The following is a 22,299-nucleotide window of genomic DNA, read 5'->3' as shown; positions in this document are numbered from 1 at the left end:
CGAGGGGTGCCCTCCCCCGGACCCGCTGTCCTCGCCCACGCGCTCTGCTACGCCTACGACGATGCCGACGTGCTGCACGACGTGTCCGTCGAACTGCGCTCCGGCGAGGTGACGGCCGTCGTCGGGCCGAACGGCTCCGGCAAGTCCACCCTCGTCGAGCTTCTCGCCGGCGTCCTGCGCCCCCGGTGCGGCCTCGTCCGCCGGGCGGCAGACGTCGCCCTCGTCGTCCAGCGCCCGGCCCCCGCCCCGTCGTTGCCGATCACCGTCGCCGACACCGTGGCGATGGGAACCTGGGCCCGTGGCGAAGGGAGGAAACGGCCCCTCTCCCGGACCCCGTCCCGGACCCGGACCCGAGAGCGGACCGCCGAGGCCATCGCCCGCGTCGAGTTGACCGGGCTGGAATCGCGCCCGCTCTCCAGCCTGTCCGGCGGGCAACGGCAGCGAGCGCTGCTCGCCCAGGGCATCGTCCGCCGACCCGGGATCCTGCTCCTGGACGAACCCGCCGCCGGCCTCGATGCGCGCAGCCGCGAGTGCGCCAGAGCCATCCTCGCCGAGGAGGCCGCACACGGGACGGCGGTCGCCTGCGTGACCCACGACGAGGACGTCATCGCCGTCGCGGACCAGATCATCCGACTCGATCGCGGCCGGCGGGTCATGCCCGGTGGACTCGACGGCACACGCCACGATCGACACCCGATCGACGCCACGATCGACTCCCCGGCCCGCACCCGAGGACGCGCGGTTAGAGCGTCGAGCCCACCGGCGGAGCGGTGATGGAACGCAGGAGCGCGTCCACGAGGCTCTGACGCGCGGGATCGGCGTCGCCTCGCGTCGACGCGCCTGGCGCGAGCGCGGGGCCGATCGGGGCGGACGACGAGGAGTCGCCGCCGGCGAGGACGCCGACGAGATAGCGCGCCGCGGCATGGCCGACCTCGGTGAGGCGGGGGTCGACGGACTCGAGATAGGGCTGGGTGTCGTCGCTGTACCCGGCCAGGTTGTCGTAGCCGATGAGCGCCACGTCGCCGGGGACGCTGCGTCCCCGTGACTCCAACCCGGCTGCGAGACCGACCGCGATCGCATCGCTGCCCGCGAAGACCGCGTCGACGGCCGGCACGGTCTCAACGATCTCCACGGCCGCCTCGAGCCCCCAGCTCCGACTGAAGGAGCCGTGCAGGATCGCGGCGGGTTCGAGGCCGGCCTCGGCGAGAGCATGCAGGAAACCCCGTTCACGCTCCCGCGCCGAGGTCAGATCGCCTCCCGCGGTGACGTGAGCGATCCGCGTGCGCCCCATCTCGACGAGACGGCGGGCGGCGAGCACGCCCCCCTCGAACTCGTCCGGATGGATCGACACCGCGCCCTCCGCGTCCGGGGGCCCGTAGGCCCGGACGACGGGGCCGACGAAATCGACGCCGAGCGGCGCGATCGGGACGTCCGCACCCTCGCCGATCACGATGATGCCGTCGACCTGACGATCGAGCATGCGCCGGACATGCTCGTGCCGCAACTCCGCATCGTGATGGGCGTCGAAGAGGATGCTGGCGAAGTCGTGGGAGCTGAGCTCGCGGTTGATCCCGATGAGCACCGGCATGCAGAACGCCCCCGCCGCGTTCTCGGCGAGGACGCCGATGGTCCGGCTCCGCCCCGAGGCGACGCTGCGGGCGAGCGCGTTCGGGCGGTAGTCGAGCCGTCGCGCCGCCTCAAGCACCCTCCGACGGGTCTCCTCGGCGACACGACCGGTGCCGTTCATGACCTGAGACGCGGTCGGCATCGAGACGCCGGCCGCTCGGGCCACGTCGACCAACCGCACCGCCTGCGACGACATCCGCATCCCTCCCCGTCGACCGCACCCGCGCGACCCTCTCCGACAATAGCGCGCCAAAACGCTATCGAAAGACCTTTCCCACACCTCTCTGCCAAAGCGCTTAGGCAGTATTATAGGCGTCGTGATGAATGGCGACGTGGCTACCGGATGGGAGGGCGTGCGAACGGCGTTCGCCGCCGCCCTGGACGTCGACGAGGCGGGCGGATCGCTCGCCGTCGTGCATCGGGGACGCACCGTCGTCGATCTCTGGGGAGGACGGGATCCGCTGTCCGGACGCCCATGGGAGAAGGACGGCGTCACCCTCGCGTTCTCCGCGGCGAAGGGGGTCGTCGCCCTGCTCGTCGCACAGGAGGTGGAGGTGGGACGGCTGGACCCCGAGGCGCCCGTCGCTCGGTACTGGCCCGAGTTCGCTGTCGCCGGGAAGCACTCCGTGACCGTCCGTCAGGTGCTGACCCACACCGCGGGGATGCCCGCGCTCCCCCTGCGAGCGCTGTCCGACCTGCGGTCGCCGATCGAACTCGCCGATCGTCTCGCCGCGAGCCCTTCCCAGTACCCGCCGGGGAGCGCCCGGATCTACCACATCCTCAGCTACGGCACGATCCTCGCCGAGCTGTTGCGCCGCGTCACCGGCCGGGACATCGGGATCCTCGTGGCGGAACGGATCGCCGCACCGCTCGGCGGATCCCTGTGGCTGGGCGAGCCCGTCGAGGTCGCCCCGCGCTACCGCCCCGCGCTCATCGGCCCCGTGGAGGATCCGCCGATCCCCGCCCCGGACGCCGGTGCCGCCTGCCAGGCCGCATACCGCGCGAATGCGCAGACCACACCTCTCTTCGCCCGCTCGGACGGCGTCCAGGGGACCGAGCCGATGAACCAGCCCTCGTTCCGTCGGAGTCAGCTCCCCGCCGGCGGCCTCGTGACGGACGCACGATCGCTGGCTCGGATGTACGCGGCGTGCCTCGGCGAGGTCGACGGGGTGCGCCTCCTCTCCGAGGAGACGGTCCAGAAGGTCTCCCGGGACCACCTCGACGGTGTCCGCGAACCTCTCTGCCTCCCGGGTGCGGTCCCGACCGTTCGCTGGGGCCTGGGGTTCGAGATCTCCCACCAGCACTGCCCGATGCTCGGCGACGGGTCCTTCGGACACGCGGGGATGGGAGGGCGCCTGGCCTTCGCCCACGCTCCGTCCGGACTCGGCTTCGCCTTCGTCGGCCAGCGGATGCTCTTCCCGGCGCCGGGAACCGACGTACGCTGGACGGGCATCCTCTCCGCCGTGCGTGCGGCCCTCGCGGACGACTGACCGGCGTCAGCCCTCCGTCAGCCCGGCGTCAGCCCTCCGTCGGCACGAGGATCTGCGCGAGGGAGAGCTCCGCCTCGCCGCCGACCCAGCGCAGGCGCAGAGCACGGACCCGCCCCGGCAGGGAGAGCTCGAACGGTCGCGCCTGCCGCTCCCAGTCCCACGCCTCGCCCCACCATTCCCCGATCGCGCGCCAGGCTCCTCCGAGGAGCGCCTCGGCGCGGAACGAGTGGATCCCGGCCGCGGTCAGACCGAGGACGAGGAGCGCCTGCGTCGGGACATCGGCGAGCCTTCCCGGCTCGACCTCGAGCTCGACCGTCGATCCGACGGGCAAAGGCCTGCTCACCGTGGCATCCCGCGGAAGGTCACGACCATCGACGAGGACACGACCCACCGCGTCTTCCAGTCCCGCCTCCTCGACCCCGTCGGGGGCGAAGAAGGGCCGAGGGTCCAGTGGGGTGCTCCACGGCACGGGGTCGGGTCCGAGGTCCACCTCCCAGACGCCACCGGCATGCAGCGCACGGACGTCCACGGTCGGGTCCGTCCACTCCGATCCGTTCCAGCGGACCGCCCTGATGTGCCGATCCGCGGAATCGCGGCGACGGACGCGGATCTCCAGCCCCCTCGCGCCGAGGGGCCGCACCACAGCCGTGTCGAACGTCGGCGCGGTGACGAGCAGCTGCCCCGATCCCGGCCGGAAGGGAGCGAACCCCAGCTGGGCGAACAGGTGCCACGCCGACATCTCGCCGTTGTCCTCGTCGCCGGGGAAGCCCTGGCCGATGCCACTGCCGCGGAAGAGCCGGTGCACCGCGTCGTGCAGGATCTCGCTCGTGCGCCACGGCCGATCCGAGTACGCATACATCCAGGGGACGTGGTGGGCCGGCTGGTTCGACAGCGCCCACATGCCCCGACGGATGTCCCGCGCCTCCGGCATCTCGTGGATCACCTCGCCGTAGCTGCCCGCGAACCGGGGCGCAGCGGTCTCCGGCTCCCGGAAGAGGGCGTCCAGCGCGTCGCCGAGAGCGACGGCGCCTCCGAAGAGCTCGGCGAGCGCCGGGCCGTCATGGGGAGCAGGGAACCGCGACCCCCAGGCGTTCGTCTCGGTGTGCGCGCCGCCCCAGACCCGCGGGTCGAAGGGCTCGTCCGCCCACGACCCGTCCGCCGCGCGCGGCCGGAAGAAGCGTGCCCCCTGGTCCCAGAGCATCCGATACCCCGTTGCCCGGTGCGCGAGGTACCGCGCCTCCGCGCGCAGTCGGGCGGCACGTTCCCCGTGCGCCTCCCTCGCGAGCTCGCGGGCGAGGACGGCGGCCCCGGCGTCGTTGATCGCCCCCTCGATCGTCCAGGACACCGACTCGCCGTGCGTCGCGGGCACGTAGCCCAGCGCGAGGGTCTGCGGCATGCCCTTTCGCCCGAAACGAGGATCCGACGACGCGGCCGTCGCGTTGCGGAGGGCCGCGGCGTAGGCGGTCTCGACGTCGACCCCCGTCACCCCGGAGGCGACCGCGTCGGCGGCGATCACGTCGAGGCTCGTGCCGACCATCGCGTCGAGCGGGGTGCCCGCCGTCCACCGAGGCGACCAGCCATCCCTCCGCACATGCTCCAGCATGCCGTCGAGGAGGGCTCCTGCCCGCTCGGGGACGAGGAGATGGTAGGCCGGCCACGCGGTGCGGTAGGTGTCCCAGAAGCCGTTGTCGGTGAGGACCCGCCCCGCCCTGATCCTCCGTCCGGTGTCGAACGACCCATCGGGCCCGAGGCGCTCGGTGGGGCTCGCGTACCGCGGCCCCTCCGACGTCTCCTCGTGATGCTCGGTCGGATAGAGGAACAGCCGATAGAGGTCCGCGGCGATCAGGGCGCGCTGGTCCTCGTCCGCGCCGGGGGCGAGGACGATCGAGGACAGCCGGTCCCACGCCTGTCGGGCATGATCCGCGATCTCGTCGATCGTCCTCCCCTCGACGCGCCGCCTGGCCGTCTCGGCCTGCGCGACCGAGATCAGCGATCCTCCGATCTCGATGCGCACCGGGCTCTCGTCGGGATGCACGTCGATGACGAGACGACCGTCGTCGCCGGAGCGGATGACGAGCTCGGCGCCCGACAGCGCGAGGGAGTAGTAGCCGCGCAACGGGTCCGGCTCATGAGGGTTCGGCAGAGTGGACGCGAGCCGGAGCAGCAGGCGTCCGTCGCTCGCCCGCTCGTGCTCGACGTGGGACAGCGGAGCACCCGGGGCGCAGAGGACCAGGCGCCCCTGCCGGGGGAACCGGATCTCCGTGACGGCCTCGGCCGAGCCCACGGCGGCGTCGATCCGCATGCCGCTCAGGGTGGTGACGCGATACCGATGCGGGCGCGCCTCTTCGTCGTCGTGATCGAAGGCCTCCCCGGCGACGCCGGTCCCCTCATCCGGGACCAGCCCCGCGCGGATCGCGAGGGCGCCCCGGTCGCCGATCCAGATGCTCGGCGACCGGGTGAGGAGCAGTCCCGCCAGGAATGGATGGGGACCGGCGCCGTGCGCGTTCCAGCTGTACGTCCAATGCGAGTTGCTCAGGTCCGTGGCGGGTGCGATGTACAGGTGGCCGTGCGGCACGCCGGTCAACGGCTGCGTGTTGCCCCGGGATCGCCGGGGCGAGGAATGAGACCCTCGCGTCGTGCGCACCAGCTCGGCCGGGCTTGCGTCCTGGACCGTTCGGCGTCCCGAGATGCTCGGGGCGTCGATCCATCCTTCGAGCAGCCCCGCCGTGGCTCCGTGCAGGGCCGGCGGATCCGCGACGAGGTGCGCCGCCACCACCCGCGCACCCCGGAACGCCGCGAGCGGGACCCTGCGCTCGTTCCATTGATCCGGGAAGTCCAGATCGACACGGGCGGCGGGGGCCGACGCCGTCCGGTCCCGCTCCTCGGAGACGACGGACAACAGCCGGCGACCGTCGTCGAACTCGAGATCGATGGCGACCGCCGCAGGACGGTAGCCGTCCCGCACATCGGATGCCCGCTCGTCGAACGCGGGGAAGAGCAGCCAGCTCAACTCGTCGTCGTCGCCGATCGCCCTGTCCGCCCAGAAGCGCGGAAGCGCGTGGACGAGCGGCGCGTCGGCCTCGCCCTCCCAGGCGTAGCGCAGGCAGGCGCTCGTGCGCAGCCCGGTTCCCGGGGCCGCCGCCGGAGCCGCGGAAGGACCGGGGTGGCCCTCGACGCGCAGATCGGTCACGGGGCCTCCAGGGCGGAGAGACCGCGGAAGCGCTCGTCGCGGACGAGGGCAGCCCGGGCGGTCCGGAGCACGCCGCGCACCGCCTCGCGCGTGAAGCGCTCGGGGTGCCGTGTGCGAACGGTCCAGGTCGCGGTCTCTCCGGGGAGCACGGTGAGGAGGTTCTCCTCGCTGTGCGCACCCGGATCGATCTCCTCGACGGCGATCACCGTGTCGCGGAGGATCGAGCGCGCGGTGAGGGTGATCTCGATGCCGTGGTCGCCGATGGTCACCTCGACACCGTACGCCGCCGGGACGTCGGGGAAGTCCCGATCCGTCCCGCCGAGCAGCACGGTGCGGGATCCCTCGGCGCTCGCGACCAGCAGCTCGGCACCGCCCAGCCCGTCGGCGAGGCCGCCGAGGGGCACGCGCAGCGCCGTTCCGGCCGGCACGATCACCTCCAGCTCCGCCCTGGCACCGCGCTCCTGCCCCGTCCAGCGCTCCACCGTCGCCGAGGCACGCCACTCCTCCGCCGCGCTGTTGCAGGCGAACAGCGCGGGGAGCCCGTCCTCCATCCTCAGCACCAGGATCCGATCGGCGTAGGCGGCACGCACGGCGTAGGCCGCCGGCTTCCAGCGATCGTCGACGTCGATCATCGACCAGGACAGCGACGGCCAGCAGTCGTTCAGCTGCCAGACGATCGTGCCGCGGCAGTAGGGCTCGAGCGTTCGGAACCGCTCGACCCCGTAGCGCACGGCGCGCGCCTGGTCGAGCTGCGCGAGCCAGTACCACTCGTCGAAGTCCGCGGGCACGCCCAGATGGACATCGAGCACGTCGTTGATCCGCTCGGTGCCGCCGACCGCCTTCTGCCGCTGGATCGTGCCGGGGCTGAACGGCGCGGGCTCCGCGTCGTGCACCACCCGATCGAAGGTGGGTCTCGCGGGCGGCCCCTGGAACCCGAACTCCGAGACGAATCGAGGGCGCACGAGGTCGTAGTCGCGGTAATCCCCGGGGAGCCACCAGTGCACGACCCCCCGCGTGGGATCGTTGGGCTCACGCCATCGTTCCCCGGATGACGGGCTGCCCAGGAGATAGCTGCGGGAGGGGTCGAGGTCCGCGACGGCCTCCGGAAGCACGTCGACGTAGTACCGCTCGCCCCAGGCGGCTCCTCCGAGCAGCTCGTCCCAGCCGTGCAGGAACCAGAACCAGAGGTTCTCGTTGTTGCCGTTCCAGAGGGCAAGGCTCGGATGCGGCATGATCCGCGTGATGTTGTCCCTGGCCTCCGCGCGCACCTCGGCGACCGACCGGTCGTCCTCGGGGTAGGCCGCGCAGGCGAAGAGGAAGTCCTGCCAGACCAGCATGCCCTTCTCGTCGCACGCGCGATAGAACTCGTCGTCTTCGAAGACGCCGCCGCCCCAGACCCGGAGGAGGTTCGCCCCGAGATCGCGGGCGTCGTCGATGCGCCGTCGGTAGTCGTCCCGGGTCACGGAGGCGATGGAGGTGTCCTCCGGGATCCAGTTGAAACCGCGGATGAACAGGGGCACGCCGTTGACCGAGATCCCGAAGCCGCACCCGTCCCCGTCGCCGTCCGGGATCTGGTCCACCACCAGCTCGCGGAAGCCGATCGCCTGCGCCGACCGGTCGAGCAGCTCGTCCGAATGGCGCAGCTCGACGCGGAGCTCGTGCAGCGTCTGCGCGCCGAGGCCCGCCGGCCACCACGGCTCCGGCTTCGGGACATGGAGCACGCCCCGCACCCGGCTCTCCTCGGCGGGGACGACGAGCGAGAGGCTCGCTCCTCCCAGCTCGACGGCGATGCCGAGCTCCCTTCCCTGCCCGCTGGGCGCGCGGTCGATCTCGATGTCGAGCTCGACCGCGCCGTCCGCACCCCGCAGTCGTGCTGTCGGGCGCACGGCGGCGAGGCGCGCGACGCTCCAGGTCTCGATCTCCACCCGGCGCCAGATGCCGGCGCCGGGCAAGGCCGGCCCCCAGTCCCATCCGAAGTCGCAGGCCTTCTTCCGCAGGTACGGCGCCAGCGGGCTGAACGCGCTGGGGAGCGCGCCGAGCCGTCTCCGCTCCTCCTCCGCGGCCGGCACCGGCGCGGAGAGCAGCAGTCGCGCCTCCGCGGTCCCCCGGGTGAGCTCCGGGAGGGGGACGCGCCAGGTGCGGTGCATGTTGCGACTGCGCGCACGGCTCTCGCCGTCGATGAAGAGCTCGGCGATCGTGTCCACGCCGTGGAAGACCAGGTCCACCCGCTCGGCGTCGGTCAGCCGCGGCAGGCGCGTGCGGTACTCCCAGTCCGTGCTCCCGATCCAGGCGAGGTCGTGCTCGTTGTCCCCGTCCGCGGGATCGGGGATCGCCTCCGCCGCGCGCAGCGCCATGTGCACGTCCCCCGGCACGGGCGCTGCGATGTCCATCCCGGCGATGTCGTGCGGGATCGGCCCGGCGATGGCGCGGAGGCGCCAGGGGGATTCCAGGAGTGTGCGAGTGAGCACGGGTGGTCCTCGTATCTGCCCGTCGGGGCGTTCGTCTGATGGTGGGCTTGCATCTCGACCCTCGGGAGGGCTATGTTGCAAAAGCGCTTTGGCATCTCGATTCGCCCAAGCTAGCACCCGACATCGGCTACCGGCAATCAGGTACCCAGAAGGAGAGTTTCAGTGAAGAAACCACACGCGGTACGGACCGCGATCGGCACCGTCGTCTCGTCCGCGCTCGTCATCACGGCGCTCGCGGCCTGCGCTCCACAGGGCTCGGGCGACGCACCATCGGACGGCCCCGTCGAGATCCTGATCGGCAACCGCCCCGCGGCCACGGAACAGGCGCGCCGGGACTACTTCGATCAGGAGGTCAAGGCGTTCACCGCCGAGCACCCCGACATCACGGTCACCGTCACCGAGGACGGCTGGGATCCCCAGACCTTCTCCGCCCGCCTCGCCGCGGGCGACCTGCCGACGGTGGTGGGCGTCCCCTTCACCGAGATCCGCGGCCTCATCGCGCGCGGACAGGTCGCGGAGGTCGGCGACGCCGCGAAGCAGGCAGGGCTCACCGACCTGCTCAACCCGCAGCTCGCCTCGATGGTCACCGGCCCGGACGACAAGCTCTACGGCGTGCCGACCTCCGCGTACGCGATGGGCCTCGTCTACAACCGGGCGCTCTTCACCGCCGCCGGCCTCGACCCCGCTCAGCCTCCGACCACCTGGGACGAGGTGCGCACGGCGTCCGCGACCATCGCGAAGACCACGGGACGCTACGGCTTCGCCCAGGTGACCAAGGACAACCAGGGCGGCTGGGTGCTCGGCGCGCAGATCGCCTCCCGCGGCGGGAGCCTCGTCGACGACGACGGGAAGAAGGCCACGTTCGACTCTCCGGCCGGCGCCGACGCGCTCACGCTTCTGAAGGACATGCGCTGGACCGATGAGTCCCTCTCCCCCAATGGCCTGATGGGTGCACAGGACCTCGCCCAGGCGTTCGGCGCCGGCCAGGTCGGCATGTTCGTCCTGCAGTCGGACGCCTATCAGCCCCTCACCGAGCTGCTCGGGTTCCCTCCGGCGGACTTCGGCTTCGCGGCCATGCCGACGGTGAAGGCGGGCGAGGCACCCGTCACGCTCTCCGGCGGCAACATCGACATCGTGAGCCCTGACGCGACCGAGCCGCAGAAGCGCGCGGCGCTCGAATGGATCCGCTTCCACCACTTCGGCAAGTTCGAGAACGAGGACACCGCGCGCGCCGCCGCCCAGGTCCTCGCGGACCAGGGCACCGCGGTCGCGATCCCCGGCCTGCCCGTCGTGACCGCCGAGATCTACGAGAGGTACCTGGGCTGGATCTCCGAGATCAACAACGTGCCGGTGGCGAACTTCCGTCCCTACCTCGACCGGGTCGCCGAGCAGGAGGTCCGTTCCGAGCCGCCGACGAGCGGTCAGGACATCTACGCGGTGCTCGACCCGGTCGTCCAGGCCGTCATCACCGACCAGAACGCCGACATCAAGGCGCTGCTCGCCGACGCGAACGCGCGCGTCCAGTCCGTCCTGGGCCGCTGAGCCACGGAGGGGCGGGCACCCGCCCCTCCGTGCCCCTCCCCCTACCAAGGAGTCCCGCACCGTGAGCCAACTCCACCGCACCCGTCGCCGCGGCAGCCTGACCGCGCTCCTCGTCGCCCTCCCGGCGCTCCTGGTGTTCGCCGTGTTCTCCTGGTGGCCGATCCTGCGCGGTCTCGTGATGAGCGTGCAGAAGACCAACTTCGTCGGCCCCGCCGAGTGGGTCGGCTGGAGCAACTTCGCCTACGTGCTGGGCGATCCGCTCCTGGGAGCCGCGGTGCTCAACACGCTGCTCTTCGCGCTCCTGGCGATCCTCTTCGGCTTCCCCCTTCCGCTCGCGCTCGCCGTGGTCATCTCCACGGTCTCCGCGCGACGGCGAGGCCTCTATGCCGGGCTCGCCTACCTTCCGGTGATCGTGCCGCCCGTCGTCGCGATCCTGCTCTGGAAGTTCGCCTACGACCCCGGGGCCACCGGTCTGTTCAACGCGATGCTCTCCGGGCTCGGGATCGGTCCGCTGCCCTGGCTGAACTCGGCCTCGCTGGCGATGCCGTCGATCGTCCTGCAGGCCACCTGGGCGGGGGCGGGGACGAGCGTGCTGATCTACCTCGCGGCTCTTACCGCCGTGCGCCCCGAGCTCTATGAGGCCGCGATGCTCGACGGCGCGGGGATCTGGCGGCGGGTCTGGACGGTGACGCTCCCCCAGATCCGCGGAATCGTCCTGGTGATGCTGCTCCTCCAGCTCATCGGCGCCGCCCAGGTGTTCACCGAGCCCTTCCTGATGACCGGCGGAGGTCCGCAGAACGCCACGACGACGGTCCTCCTGCTCATGTACCGCTACGCCTTCGGCGGCTCGGCCGACTACGGTGCCGCGACCGCCCTCGGCGTGCTGCTCGCGATCGTGCTCGCCCTGCTCTCGTTCCTCTATCTGCGACTCACCCGGAGGTGGGGATCATGACCGCTCGCACCCCGGCGATCGCCGAGTCCGGCCTCATCAGCGCACGGGAGTGGGGGCATCGGCGTACGGCCGTCCCCGCCCGGATCGTGCAGGGGCTCGTGCTGCTGGGGCTGGTCGCCGCCGGCCTCGGCCCCCTCGCCTGGCTCGTCGCCGCCTCGCTCGGCACCAGCCAGGACATCATCCGCGACCCGCTCGGCGTCTTCGGCGCTATGGGCCATTGGGAGAACTACGTCAACGCCTTCCAGGGCGTCGACGCGGGCCGGCTCCTGCTCAACACGGTCCTCGCCGCCGGCGGCTCCGCCATCGCGACGGTGCTCGTCTCACTGAGCGCGGGCTATGTGATCGCGATCATGCGTCCACGCTGGGCTCCTCTGCTGAGCGCCGGCGTCCTGGCGACGATCTTCCTCCCCGCCGTGGTCTCCCTCGTGCCGCTCTACCTCACGGTGGTGGACCTGTTCGGCACCGGCCTGTCCCTGCAGAACAGCTTCTGGGCGGTGTGGCTGCCCGCCGGGGCCAACGCGTTCAGCGTCCTCCTGGTCACCAGCTATCTCCGCGGTCTTCCCCGGGAGCTGATCGAGGCGGCGAACGTCGACGGCGCCGGGCCGTGGCGCGTGATGTGGAGCATCGTGCTCCCGCTCTCCCGACCGATCTTCGGGGTCGTCGCCCTGCTCGCCGCGATCGGCGCGTGGAAGGACTACCTCTGGCCGTCGCTCGTGCTCACCGACCCCTCCCTGCGCCCGCTCTCGGTCGCGCTCCCCCTCATCGAGAAGACGACGGACCTGTCGACGTTCTTCGCCGTGCTGGTCGTCGCCTCGCTCGTCCCGATCGCCCTGTTCCTCGTGTTCCAGCGTTCGCTCCTGGCCAGCGCCAGCCTGTCGACCGGCATGAAGGACTGAGCACCCGGCGGCGACGATGCCGTCGGGACACCCAGAAAGAAGGAAGAGCCATGTCCTCCTCAACACCACGCCGGGGCACGCGCGCGAGACGCGCGCTTCTGAGCCTGATCGCCGCGGGCGCCATCGCGTTCACGGGACTGGTCGCCGCGCCGCCCGCGATGGCCGCATCCACCGACTACTACATCGATGCCGCGACGGGCAGCGACAGCGCGAGCGGCACGTCCGCGGGCAGCGCCTGGAAGACACTCGCCGCCGCGAACAGCCGCACCTTCGCCCCCGGCGATCGCATCCTCCTCGCTCGCGGAGGGACCTGGGAGGGCCAACTCGCGCCCCGCGGTCAGGGCACGGCCGCAGCGCCCATCACGATCTCCTCCTTCGGCACCGGCTCCGCGCCACGGCTGGACGGCGCGAGCCTGCCGGGCGGCGCCGTCGTGAGCCTGCAGAACCAGAGCCACTGGGTGATCGAGAACCTCGACATCGTCAACGACTCCGGCCTCGACAACTTCGGCACGCTCACCACGGACGGCACCCCGCGCAGCGGCATCCAGGTGCGCAACACGGTCGGCAACTCCACCGTCTCCGGCATCGTCATCCGCGGCAACACGGTCTCCGACGTGAACGGCTGCTTCCACTGCACGGGGATCGACGCGCATGTCAACGGCGGCATCGTCGCGGACACGACCGCGCTCGGCGCGAGCTTCTCCGGCGTCCTCATCCAGGACAACGTCGTCCAGAACGTCGGCCGGACGGGGATCGTCGTATGGGATGCGAGCTACTTCACCACCTCGCAGACGCAGGTCGTGCAGTCCGCCCTCTCCACCGGCGTCATCGTCCGCGGCAACAGCGTGATCGATCCGGACAGCGACGGCATCCTGGCGTTCGGCACCGACGGCGCGCTCCTGGAGCACAACGTGGTGCGCGGCGCGGGACAGCGCACCATCCCGGGATCGTCGATGTCGGCATCCGCAGGTCTCTGGCCGACGCGCGCCATGAACACCCTCGTGCAGTTCAACGAGGTCTCGGGAACGCTCCTGCACGGCACGGACGGACAGGGATTCGACGTCGACCTCGGCAGCACCAACACCCGCGTGCAGTACAACTACTCGCACGACAACGAGGGCGGGTTCCTCCTTCTCATGGGCGGCTACTCGAGCGACGTGACCGTGCGCTACAACCTCTCGGTCAACGACGGCTGGGGCGGGGAGAAGGGCGTGATCACGTTCTCCTGGGGCGTGCCCGCACCGGTGCGCATCTACAACAACACGATCGTGATCCCCGCCGGCTCCCCGGCGAACCCGATCTTCTGCGACGGCGACGCCGGCGCCTGCGCCTCGTCGACGCCGGGAGCATGGTCGTTCACGAACAACATCGTCGACAACCGCGGATCGGGTAGCTACACCTATCCGGGACTCGGCACCACGGCGACGTTCGCCTCGAACGTCTTCGCCGGGAACCACCCCGCGAGCGAGCCCGCCGACCCGGGCAAGATCACGGCAGCGCCGGGCTTCGCGGATCCGAACGCCTCGGGAGACGGGTTCGCCGTGGCCGAGGGCTTCCGCCTCACCGCCGGCTCTCCGGCGGTCGGCACCGGCCAGCTCGTGCCGGCGAACGGGCTGCGCGACTTCTTCGGCGGCGCCGTCTCGACGTCGGCGGCCCCGAGCCGCGGATTCCACGAGGCCGCTCCGCCCACCGGCACGCCGCTCCTCGTCGATCCGGCCGATGACTGGACCGTCAGCATCGCCCGCTCGTCGAACATGGCTCTGGACACCACCGGTCCGCTGTCCAACATGGCCGGCGACACGTCCCGTTTCAAGCGCTCCACCGACGCCGCGGGATGGGTGCGGTGGGGTGCGGACGGCGGCGACGTCCTGACGCTGACGGCCTACCTGTTCGGGCAGTCCCCGACGGCCGTCAGCATCGTCGCCCGCGACGCCTCCGGAACCCCGACGACCGTCGCCGCGACCGCGACGCCCGCGTCGGCGACGACCAACGGCTGGGTGCAGCACACCATCACCAGCGTCGCGCTGCCCGCCTCGACCGTCGACGTCGAGGTGCGGATCGGCGCCGTCACCGCATGGGGCGTCCAGCTCGGCCACGTGACGATCGGCTGAGCGAACGCGCTCGGTGGGCGGTCCGACGCGCCGCCCACCGAGCGCCCCGCCCGCACCGCGCATCATCCATCGCGCATCGAAAGATCGAAGGAGAACACGTGATCCCGCCCTGGACGGCCGCCCTGATCAGCGCCCCCGACGTGGAGGGAGCCCCGATCCTGCGCCGACGGTTCGAGGTGCCCGCCGATCGCGGAGCCGTGACCTCCGCCCGCCTCCTCGTCACCGCCCAGGGCATCGTCGAGCCGTCGCTCGACGGCTCGCGCATCGGACGAGACGTCCTGAGTCCCGGCTGGTCGGCGTACGAGACCAGGCTGCGCGTCGTCGAGCACGACCTGACCGAGCTCCTCCGCGCAGGGACTCACGAGCTCGCGCTCCTCCTCGGCCGCGGGTGGTACTCGGGGCGGCTCGGCTGGATGGGCGCCGAAGGCGTATACGGCGACCGCCCCGCGGCGAGCGCCGTCCTTCGCGTGCGCTTCGCCGACGGCTCCGAATGGGCTCTCGGAACGGACGCCGAGTGGACGGCCTCGAGCAGCGGAGTCCTCGCCGACGACCTCTACGACGGCCAGATCATCGATGCACGGCACGAGAGCACGGACCGCAACCCGGTCGCCGTCGAGGCGCTCGACCCCTCCCGCCTCGTCGCCTACCACGGGCCCCTCGTCGTCCGTCACGAGCGCGTCGCCCCGGTCCGGCGATGGCGGTCGCCCCGAGGCACCCTTCTCCTCGACTTCGGTCAGAACCTGGTGGGCTGGCTTCGCATCGCCGCCCGCGGCCCGCGCGGCAGGGCGCTGACGATCCGCCATGCCGAGGTCATCGAGGACGGCGAGCTCGCGACACGACCGCTGCGCACCGCGCAGGCGACGGACCGGTTCGTCCTCAGCGGGGGCGAGGACGCCTTCGAGCCCTCGCTCACCTTCCACGGATTCCGCTACGCCGAGATCGACGGCTGGGACGAGACGGAGGTCGTGGGAACGGTCGAGGCGGTCGTCGTGGGGAGCGACCTCCGGCGGATCGGGCACTTCTCGTGTTCGGACGCCCTGCTGAGCCGCTTCCACGAGAACGTGGTGTGGAGCCTGCGCGGCAACACCGTCGCGCTGCCGACCGACTGTCCACAGCGCGATGAACGGCTGGGCTGGACCGGGGACATCGCCGTCTTCGCGCCCACCGCCTGCTTCCTCTTCGACATGACCGGGTTCCTGCGCGACTGGCTCGCCGACCTCCGCGCCGAGCAGTCCGCGGCCGGCGGGCGGGTGCCCTACGTCATCCCCGACGCCCTGAAGGGATGGGCGGTGCGCGAGGGCGAGGATCCGGAGTCCGTGGGGGTGTGGAGCGACGCTGCCGTGTGGGTCCCGTGGGCGATCTGGGAGGCGAGCGGCGAGCGAGCGGTGCTCGAGGAGTCCTACGACAGCATGCGCGCCCACGTGGACCGGGTGGCGGGACGTCTCTCCGCACGAGGGGTCTGGGAGGGGGACTTCCAGTTCGGCGACTGGCTCGATCCCACCGCCCCTCCCGACGATCCCTTCGCCGCCGTCGCCGATCCCGACGTCATCGCGACGGCCGCGTACTGCCGGAGCCTGGAGCTGACCGCGCGCACCGCGCGCGTCCTGGGGTGCGAGGACGAGGCCGTGGCGCTCGGCGAGCGCGCCGAGCGGGCGCGTGCCGCGTTCGCCGCGGTCTATCTCCTGCCCGACGGCACCCTCCGGAGCGACGCCCCCGCGGTCTACGCGCTGGCGATCGCGTTCGACCTGCTCGACGACGAGGCCCGTGACCGTGCCGGTGCGCGGCTCGCCGGGCTCGTGCGGGCGTCCGGGCACACGATCAACGCGGGATTCGCGGGCGCTCCGTATCTCTGCGAGGCCCTCACGAGGACGGGGAACATCGCGGATGCCTACGCCCTGCTGATGAACCGGACGCACCCCTCCTGGCTGCGACCGGTCGAGCTCGGTGCGACCACCGTGTGGGAGCGATGGGACTCGCTGCAGGACGACGGGCACGTCAACCCCGGCGAGATGACCAGCTTCAACCACTACGCGCTGGGCGCCGTCGCGGACTGGATGCACCGCGTCATCGGCGGCATCGAGACCGTGGAGCCGGGCTACGCCCGCGTGCGCATCGATCCGCGTCCGGGCGGAGGACTGTCCTGGGCCCGGACGGTCATCGACACCCCCCACGGGCCGGTCGGCGTGGCCTGGACCGCGGAACCGGAGCTGCGGGTCGAGTACTGGGCTCCGGACGGGGTGGAGATCGAGCTCGGCGAGGGCATCGTCGACCATGCCGTCCGGCTCCCCGGACCCCCTGCTCCTGTCCGAGCCGCGCTGCGGAATCCTGCTCGCGCTGTGAAGAACTGAGGCGCGCTTCCCGGAATCAGCAGCTCAGCGCCGGATGCAGGCGGTGTCAGGGCGGCATCGGAGACCGGAGAGGGAGGTGCTCCGCCCTCCCCCCTCCCCCGCCTACCCGATGGTCGGCAACGCGCCGGTCACCATGCCGACGAGCTGCTCTCCGCTGACGTCCTCGGTCCTGGTGCCGCCGACGACCCTGCCGCCGCGCATGACCCAGACCTGCTGCGAGAGCCGCTTCACCTGCTCGAAGTTGTGGGAGACGACCAGCACGGTCTTCCCTCCCCGGACGACCCGGCGGATGAGGTCCTCCACCTGGGCCGTCTCATTCAAGCCGAGCGCGGCGGTGGGCTCGTCCAGGATGATCATGTTCTCCGCCCACATCACCCCCCGCGCGATCGCGACGGCTTGTCGTTGACCGCCGGACAGCCTCTTCACGCTCCGCGTCACCCCAGGGACGTTCACGGCGAGCTCCGCGATGAGCTCGGACGCACGGCTACGCATCTCGCGCCTCCGGAGGAGCTTCACCCCTGGCGGCCCGGCCACCAGCTCGCGATCCATATACATGTTCTGCCACACGCTCAGCTGATCGCAGAGAGCGAGGTCCTGATACACCGTCTCGATGCCCTTCTCCCTGGCGTCGCGGGGAGACGAGAAGCGAACGGGCGTCCCGTCGATCCGGATCTCGCCGCGATCGGGCGTGTAGAGCCCGGTGAGGCATTTCACCAGCGTCGACTTCCCCGCGCCGTTGTCGCCGACGATCGCCGTGATCTCGCCGGTCTTGATCGTGAGCGACGCACCGCGCAGAGCGTGTACGTTGCCGAAGGACTTGTGGATGTCGTCGACGACGATCTTGTCGTCCGACGCGCGGATGGCGGTCATTTGCGTCCTCTCATCAGAGTGGCGGCCGCGATGACGACGATGCCGATCACCAGCGGCGAGTAGAAGGCGCTCACGCCGAGAAGCGTGAGACCGGACTGAAGGAACGTGAGCAGAATCGCGCCGATCACGGGACCGTAGATGGTGGCCCGCCCTCCGAACAGGCTCACGCCGCCGAGCACGACCGCAGCGATCGCCTTCAGCAGGTAGTCGGTATTGGTGGCCGGTTGACTGGAACCGATGTAGGAGGTGAGGAGGATCGCCCCCACCCCCGCCATCGCCCCGCAGATCATGTAGCCCGCGAGCTTGATGCGGGGCACGGTGAGGCCCATGGCCTTCGACGCGTCCGGGCTGTCCCCTACCGCCAGCAGATGCGTCCCGAACCGCGTGCGGAAGAGGACGACGTGCAGAACGACGGCCAGGGCGATGGCGATGAGGAAGTTGAGACGTATTCCGCCGATGCTGAGGGTGCTGAGCATCGTCAGCCCCTGTTCCGGGATCTGCACCGGCTTGCCCTGCGAAACGATGAGGCTCAGCCCCATCACGATGCTGAGGCTTCCCAGCGTCACGATGAAGTCGGGGATCCTCACCCAGCCGATGAACGTACCGTTGATCGCCCCGACCGCGAGACCGGTCACCAGCGCGATCCCGCAGCAGACGACCAAGGGCATGCCCGACTGGTAGGCGGTCGCCATCGTCACGCTCCCCAGGGCGACCGTCGCAGCCAGCGAGAGATCGATCCCTGCGAGGGACACGGCGAAGGTCGCGCCAAGGGCGAGCACGATCGGGATGGATGAGTCCGCGAGCATCGTCGTGATGCTCGGCCAGGACAGGAAGCGCGGATTGAGCAGGCCGAACACGACCGCCAGCACGACCAGCGCGACAGGCGCGGCAAGCTTCATCCAGGTCTCTTCCGAGCTCAGCGCCCGACGCGCCGCATGCCCGATGCCGTTCGCGCCGGTCATGGTCGGCGGTGTGGTGAGGGTGGTAGTCATGGGTGAGGATCCCCGTCTCTCGCGGTTACTTGAACGGGTTCGGCACGTCGAAACCGGCCGGCGGCGCAGGGAAGGAGTCGAGCGCGGCCTGCGCGTTCTTCTTGTCTACGATGAGCACCGGCGTCTCGACCTTGTCGGGGATGTCCGTGCCCCCCATCGCCGCGACACAGGCTTGAACGGACTGCACGCCCATCAGGTAGGGAAACTGCTCGATCGCCGCCGGCTGTCCTCCCGCGACGATGTCCTTGAGCTGATCCTCCGTCCCATCGATACCGACGACGGCGACCTGCCCGGTCTTTCCCGCCTCCTGAACGGCCTGCTGGATCCCCATGGCCATGTCTCCCGACGGCGTGAAGAAGCCCTTGATGTCCGGGTTCGCGATGAGGATCGTCGAGGCGGCGCTCTTCGCCTTCGCCTTGTCGAAGTCCGCGGCCACGGTCTGCACGATCTCGAGCTTTCCCTCGACGGCCTTCTCGAACCCCGCGAGCCGGGCGATGTTGCCCGGATCCGCGACAAGGCCGCCGATAAGGGCGACCGAGGATCCCGCGTCCACCAGCGACAGCATGGCCTCGCCGCCGGTCGCCCCCGCGGTCTCATTGTCGGTGCCCACGTACGTGGTCACCTCCACACCGGACCGCTCTGCAGCCTCGAGGTCGATGGGCAGATCGAGATTCACGATGGGCGTGCCCTCCTGCGACACCGGCACGAGGCCGGTGAGCAGATTCGTCTGGCTGGTGGGGTTGACGATGTAACAGCCGTACCCAGCGGTGACGAGCGAGTTCAGCTTCGTCGCCTGACCGGAGTCGTCCGTGACGTTCTCGGCGGCGACGACGGTCAGTTCCACACCAGCCTCCTCGGCGGCGTCCTGAGCACCGTCCGCCATCGCGCCGAAGTAGGTGTTGTCCAGCGGCTTGATCACGAGCGCGATACGGTCTGTCGAAGCCGATCCGGCTGTTCCCGTCGCATCGGGCGCACCCTGTCCGCTGCAGCCGGAGACCGCCGCGGCTAGGATGGTCGCTGTCACGGCCGCCGTAAGGGTGGTACGGATCCGATGAGTTCTCAACATCTTCTCTCCTTCGAGTGGTGCTTCGGGTTTTCTCGGTGCGACATCGGGGCTGGTCGCAGATCGCTTGCGGCTTTCCTGCGGCCGGCCCCTTCTCTGTCCGTCTGTCGCCGACGGGTCCTAGACGCTGACCGGCCCCATCATCAGTGGGGTGGTCAGCGGAATGCATCCGCAGGTGGTGCCGTATTCGATGTCGATGTCGACGGACTCGTGCCTTGGCGGCAACGTCGGGTCATCGGCCCTTTCAGCGAGGAGACGCATGGCCTTCGCCGCCACGGACTGAACGGGGATCACACCCTGAGTGGGCTTGAGCCCCGTGACGGTGGCCTCGCCGATCGAGTCGATCGTGGTGACGAGCACGTCTCGCGGGACGTGCAGTCCCAGCCGCGCGATCGCTGCCATCGCCCCCCAGAACATCCGGTTGTTCGTCGCGAACACCCCGAACGGCGGGGTCATCGTGCGGAAGAGCTCAAACGCTCCCGCTGCCGCGTCGTCGGGTGTCGCGTGCCCGACGGTGATGTACGGGTCGAGGCCGCCCGCGCTGATCGCGCGGTTGTATCCGGACCGACGATCGCGCACGTTGGACACGGTCGTGCGGCCGGCGACGAGGGCGACCTGGCTCAACCCGTGGTGCTTGACCAAGTGCCCCACGAGGCGTTCAGCGGCTCGCCGGTTTCCCGCGAGGACGTGGTCCGCGATCTTCCGGACCGAAGGGACGGTGCGGTCGACGATGACCGTGGGTATCTCGGAGACGGCGTCGGGGAGACTGGCCGCGCCACTCGGAAGGACGATGAGCCCGTCGACGTGCTGTTGACGGAACGTCCGCAGATACCGCTCCTCCTGGATGGCCTCCTCGTCCGAATCGCCGAGGAGCAACGTCGGCGACGTCGAGGCGAGGCGTTCCTCGATCGCACGGGTCAACAACGCGAAGTACCCGTTGCGCACATCCGGGATGATCAGCCCGATGAGACCCGATCGACGGGTGCGCAGGCCTGTCGCCGCCGCGTCCCCGACGTACGAGAGCTCCTTCACGGCCGCCAGAACCCGATCACGCATCGCGGGGGCGACGTATGCCTCCTCGTTGAGGACGCGCGACACGCTCTTGGTCGACACTCCCGCGAGCTCGGCGATGTCCACGAGTCGCGCAGGGCGTCGGAGCCCGGGTCGCGTCTCGGTCACGACAGCCGTCCAGAAGACGATGATGTACGCATGGAGCGGTATTCCTCTCTCACCCACGGCGAGCGGTGCTGTCCAGAAGCGTCGGGATCTCCGACAGCGGGATCGTGTCAGCCGGCGGGTACTGTTCCGGCGCCCACCATCCTGCCGCGACTCCGGCCAGCAGCCCCGCACCGCGCGACACCGCCTCTCGCTCCGACGCCATCGCGAGTGGATGCAGGCTGCGACGCTGCTTCGCCTCGACCCACCTTCGACTCCGCAGACCGCCTCCGATGAGCAGTGTCGGACCGATGACGCCGGACAGCCCTCGCAGTCGCGTCTCGGCGTCCACCGATGCCGCCGCATATCCTTCGAGCGTCGACGCCCACGACTCCTCCGCGGGACGATCGAGCAGCCAGGCAGGGACCTCCCCGTCCTGCATCCGAAGAAGGGTCGAGAGGTCGAGCGGGTCGGCATCGACACGAATCGCCGAGAACTCGATGTCGTCGCGGTCGACGCGCAGCGCGCGCTGCAAGTTACGTAGCGCGAGCCCCGGCCGCAGGGTCTCCCAGAGCAGCATGTGCCGATCCGTCCCCGGCCACGCGGTGACGGTCAGATCTCCCGACTGGTCCGGCCAGCCGGGGTGCGCGCCGTTCGGCTGATGCCGCGCGTCCCAGGAGACGACGAGCGGTTCGCCCGTGCCCATCGAGTCGATGACCTCGGTGCGGTCGCCTCCGGAGCCGATGACGCCGACCGGATGATCGTGCCCTGCGATCGTTACGGGGATGCCCTGCCGCAGCCCGCTCCAGGCGGCACCTCCGGACGAGATGCGTCCGAGCAGGGTCCCTGCCTTCCGCGCAGGCGCCCAGACGAGCGAGTCCAATCCGAGGGCGGCGAGGATCTCACGATCGTACTCACCCGTCACCGGATCGAAGGCTCCGCTCGTGGCCGCCAGCGACTGCTCCTGTGCCAGGACACCGGTCAGACGCCAGAGCGTGAGGCCTGCGACTCCCGTCCAGGTCCCGCCTGTGCGGTAGCCGTGCCGCAACAGCCAGCCCAGCTTCGCGATGCTGGTGACGTTGCGCCCCGCCCGTCCGGTCCGACGACGAATGTCCTCGGCGCCGAACCTGTCGAGCAGCTCCGCGACGATCTCCGAGCCCCGTTCATCGTGCCAGGCGACGAGAGGGAGGTCGCTGGGACCGTCCGCACGAATGATCGTCCCCGTTTCCCCCATGCTCGCGATGCCCACGCCCGCGATCCGCGAGGTGATCACTCCGAGATCGGCGACGGCTGCCCTGACCGCGTCGAACAGCGCCTCCGACGTCATGTCGACGCCGTGCGCGCCCCGGGCGAACGGCGTCGGAGCCACCCCCAGTCCGATCGACCGTCCATGACGGTCGATCGCGTTCGCCTTGATCGAGGAGGTGCCGAGGTCGATGCCCAGCAGCAGTTCGTCTCGCATCCGCTCGTCTCCTTCGACGTTCTCCTGTGAACAATTCTGTCCATCGATGGACAAAGTAACATCCTCCACCCTAGTCTGTCTACCGTTGTCAGATATCGCCCCCGGGAACGGTGGGCCGATCGAATGGAGGACGT

15 protein-coding genes are annotated in these 22,299 nt (G+C 70.6%); 7 read left to right on the top strand and 8 right to left on the bottom strand.

Annotation, left to right across the window (positions count from 1 at the left end; genetic code table 11):
• Positions 1 to 6: 6 nt before the first annotated feature.
• Positions 7 to 774 carry a metal ABC transporter ATP-binding protein gene (locus tag J2Y69_RS10280; RefSeq protein ID WP_310020276.1) on the top strand — a complete coding sequence of 256 codons (768 nt, stop codon included), beginning with the start codon at positions 7 to 9 and terminating at the stop codon, positions 772 to 774.
• Here J2Y69_RS10280 and J2Y69_RS10275 read toward each other — a convergent pair.
• Positions 743 to 1,822: a LacI family DNA-binding transcriptional regulator gene (locus J2Y69_RS10275; RefSeq protein ID WP_310020275.1), complete on the bottom strand. Its 1,080-nt coding sequence runs from the start codon at positions 1,820 to 1,822 to the stop codon at positions 743 to 745. The genes J2Y69_RS10280 and J2Y69_RS10275 overlap by 32 nt on opposite strands.
• Positions 1,823 to 1,958: 136 nt before the next feature.
• Here J2Y69_RS10275 and J2Y69_RS10270 point away from each other — a divergent pair, with 136 nt between their 5' ends.
• Positions 1,959 to 3,116: a serine hydrolase domain-containing protein gene (locus J2Y69_RS10270; RefSeq protein WP_310020272.1), complete on the top strand. Its 1,158-nt coding sequence runs from the start codon at positions 1,959 to 1,961 to the stop codon at positions 3,114 to 3,116.
• A 28-nt stretch (positions 3,117 to 3,144) separates the two neighbouring features.
• Here the strand turns inward: J2Y69_RS10270 and J2Y69_RS10265 are convergent, their stop codons facing one another.
• Positions 3,145 to 6,306 (bottom strand): GH92 family glycosyl hydrolase, encoded by a 3,162-nt coding sequence (locus J2Y69_RS10265; RefSeq protein WP_310020270.1) that lies wholly within the window; start codon positions 6,304 to 6,306, stop codon positions 3,145 to 3,147.
• Complete coding sequence (locus tag J2Y69_RS10260; protein WP_310020268.1) at positions 6,303 to 8,774, bottom strand: glycoside hydrolase family 2 protein; 2,472 nt, start codon at positions 8,772 to 8,774, stop codon at positions 6,303 to 6,305. The genes J2Y69_RS10265 and J2Y69_RS10260 overlap by 4 nt, the downstream gene beginning before the upstream one ends.
• 162 nt (positions 8,775 to 8,936) lie before the next feature.
• Between J2Y69_RS10260 and J2Y69_RS10255 the strand changes: the two genes are divergently transcribed.
• The 5 genes from J2Y69_RS10255 (at position 8,937) to J2Y69_RS10235 (ending at position 16,623) form a co-directional block, all read left to right on the top strand.
• Positions 8,937 to 10,316: an ABC transporter substrate-binding protein gene (locus tag J2Y69_RS10255; RefSeq protein ID WP_310020265.1), complete on the top strand. Its 1,380-nt coding sequence runs from the start codon at positions 8,937 to 8,939 to the stop codon at positions 10,314 to 10,316.
• A 61-nt stretch (positions 10,317 to 10,377) separates the two neighbouring features.
• Positions 10,378 to 11,268 carry a carbohydrate ABC transporter permease gene (locus J2Y69_RS10250; protein ID WP_310020263.1) on the top strand — a complete coding sequence of 297 codons (891 nt, stop codon included), beginning with the start codon at positions 10,378 to 10,380 and terminating at the stop codon, positions 11,266 to 11,268.
• Positions 11,265 to 12,164, top strand: coding sequence for a carbohydrate ABC transporter permease (locus J2Y69_RS10245; protein ID WP_310020261.1), 900 nt, complete (start codon positions 11,265 to 11,267; stop codon positions 12,162 to 12,164). The genes J2Y69_RS10250 and J2Y69_RS10245 overlap by 4 nt, the downstream gene beginning before the upstream one ends.
• A 50-nt stretch (positions 12,165 to 12,214) precedes the next feature.
• Entirely contained in the window at positions 12,215 to 14,275 is a 2,061-nt protein-coding gene (locus tag J2Y69_RS10240) for a right-handed parallel beta-helix repeat-containing protein (RefSeq protein ID WP_310020259.1), read from the top strand.
• 98 nt (positions 14,276 to 14,373) lie between these two features.
• Entirely contained in the window at positions 14,374 to 16,623 is a 2,250-nt protein-coding gene (locus J2Y69_RS10235) for a family 78 glycoside hydrolase catalytic domain (RefSeq protein ID WP_310020257.1), read from the top strand.
• A gap of 102 nt (positions 16,624 to 16,725) precedes the next feature.
• Here the strand turns inward: J2Y69_RS10235 and J2Y69_RS10230 are convergent, their stop codons facing one another.
• The 5 genes from J2Y69_RS10230 to J2Y69_RS10210 form a co-directional block, all read right to left on the bottom strand.
• On the bottom strand, positions 16,726 to 17,493 hold the full coding sequence (locus J2Y69_RS10230) for an ATP-binding cassette domain-containing protein (RefSeq protein WP_310020255.1): 768 nt from the start codon (positions 17,491 to 17,493) through the stop codon (positions 16,726 to 16,728).
• Complete coding sequence (locus J2Y69_RS10225; RefSeq protein WP_310020253.1) at positions 17,490 to 18,485, bottom strand: ABC transporter permease; 996 nt, start codon at positions 18,483 to 18,485, stop codon at positions 17,490 to 17,492. The genes J2Y69_RS10230 and J2Y69_RS10225 overlap by 4 nt, the downstream gene beginning before the upstream one ends.
• A gap of 25 nt (positions 18,486 to 18,510) precedes the next feature.
• Positions 18,511 to 19,551, bottom strand: a complete 1,041-nt coding sequence (locus tag J2Y69_RS10220) for a substrate-binding domain-containing protein (RefSeq protein WP_310020251.1) — start codon at positions 19,549 to 19,551, stop codon at positions 18,511 to 18,513.
• Positions 19,552 to 19,668: 117 nt separating this feature from the next.
• A complete protein-coding gene (locus J2Y69_RS10215) occupies positions 19,669 to 20,727 on the bottom strand; it encodes a LacI family DNA-binding transcriptional regulator (protein WP_310020249.1) in 1,059 nt (352 codons plus the stop codon).
• Positions 20,728 to 20,776: 49 nt separating this feature from the next.
• Positions 20,777 to 22,165 carry an FGGY family carbohydrate kinase gene (locus J2Y69_RS10210; RefSeq protein ID WP_310020247.1) on the bottom strand — a complete coding sequence of 463 codons (1,389 nt, stop codon included), beginning with the start codon at positions 22,163 to 22,165 and terminating at the stop codon, positions 20,777 to 20,779.
• Positions 22,166 to 22,299: the final 134 nt, after the last annotated feature.

Origin of the sequence: Microbacterium resistens, assembly GCF_031456305.1 — a bacterium.
GTDB classification, from domain to species: Bacteria; Actinomycetota; Actinomycetes; order Actinomycetales; family Microbacteriaceae; genus Microbacterium; species Microbacterium resistens_A.
The sequence above is the reverse complement of the archived record's forward strand: the minus strand, read 5'-3'. Positions and strand labels throughout refer to the sequence as shown.

Bases quoted from the DNA above. Each gene is read 5' to 3' on its own strand.
- J2Y69_RS10230 (WP_310020255.1), bottom strand. From the start codon at position 17,493: ATGACCGCCATCCGCGCGTCGGACGACAAGATCGTCGTCGACGACATC.
- J2Y69_RS10225 (WP_310020253.1), bottom strand. From the start codon at position 18,485: ATGACTACCACCCTCACCACACCGCCGACCATGACCGGCGCGAACGGC.
- J2Y69_RS10210 (WP_310020247.1), bottom strand. From the start codon at position 22,165: ATGCGAGACGAACTGCTGCTGGGCATCGACCTCGGCACCTCCTCGATC.
- J2Y69_RS10220 (WP_310020251.1), bottom strand. From the start codon at position 19,551: ATGTTGAGAACTCATCGGATCCGTACCACCCTTACGGCGGCCGTGACA.
- J2Y69_RS10240 (WP_310020259.1), top strand. From the start codon at position 12,215: ATGTCCTCCTCAACACCACGCCGGGGCACGCGCGCGAGACGCGCGCTT.
- J2Y69_RS10275 (WP_310020275.1), bottom strand. From the start codon at position 1,822: ATGTCGTCGCAGGCGGTGCGGTTGGTCGACGTGGCCCGAGCGGCCGGC.
- J2Y69_RS10245 (WP_310020261.1), top strand. From the start codon at position 11,265: ATGACCGCTCGCACCCCGGCGATCGCCGAGTCCGGCCTCATCAGCGCA.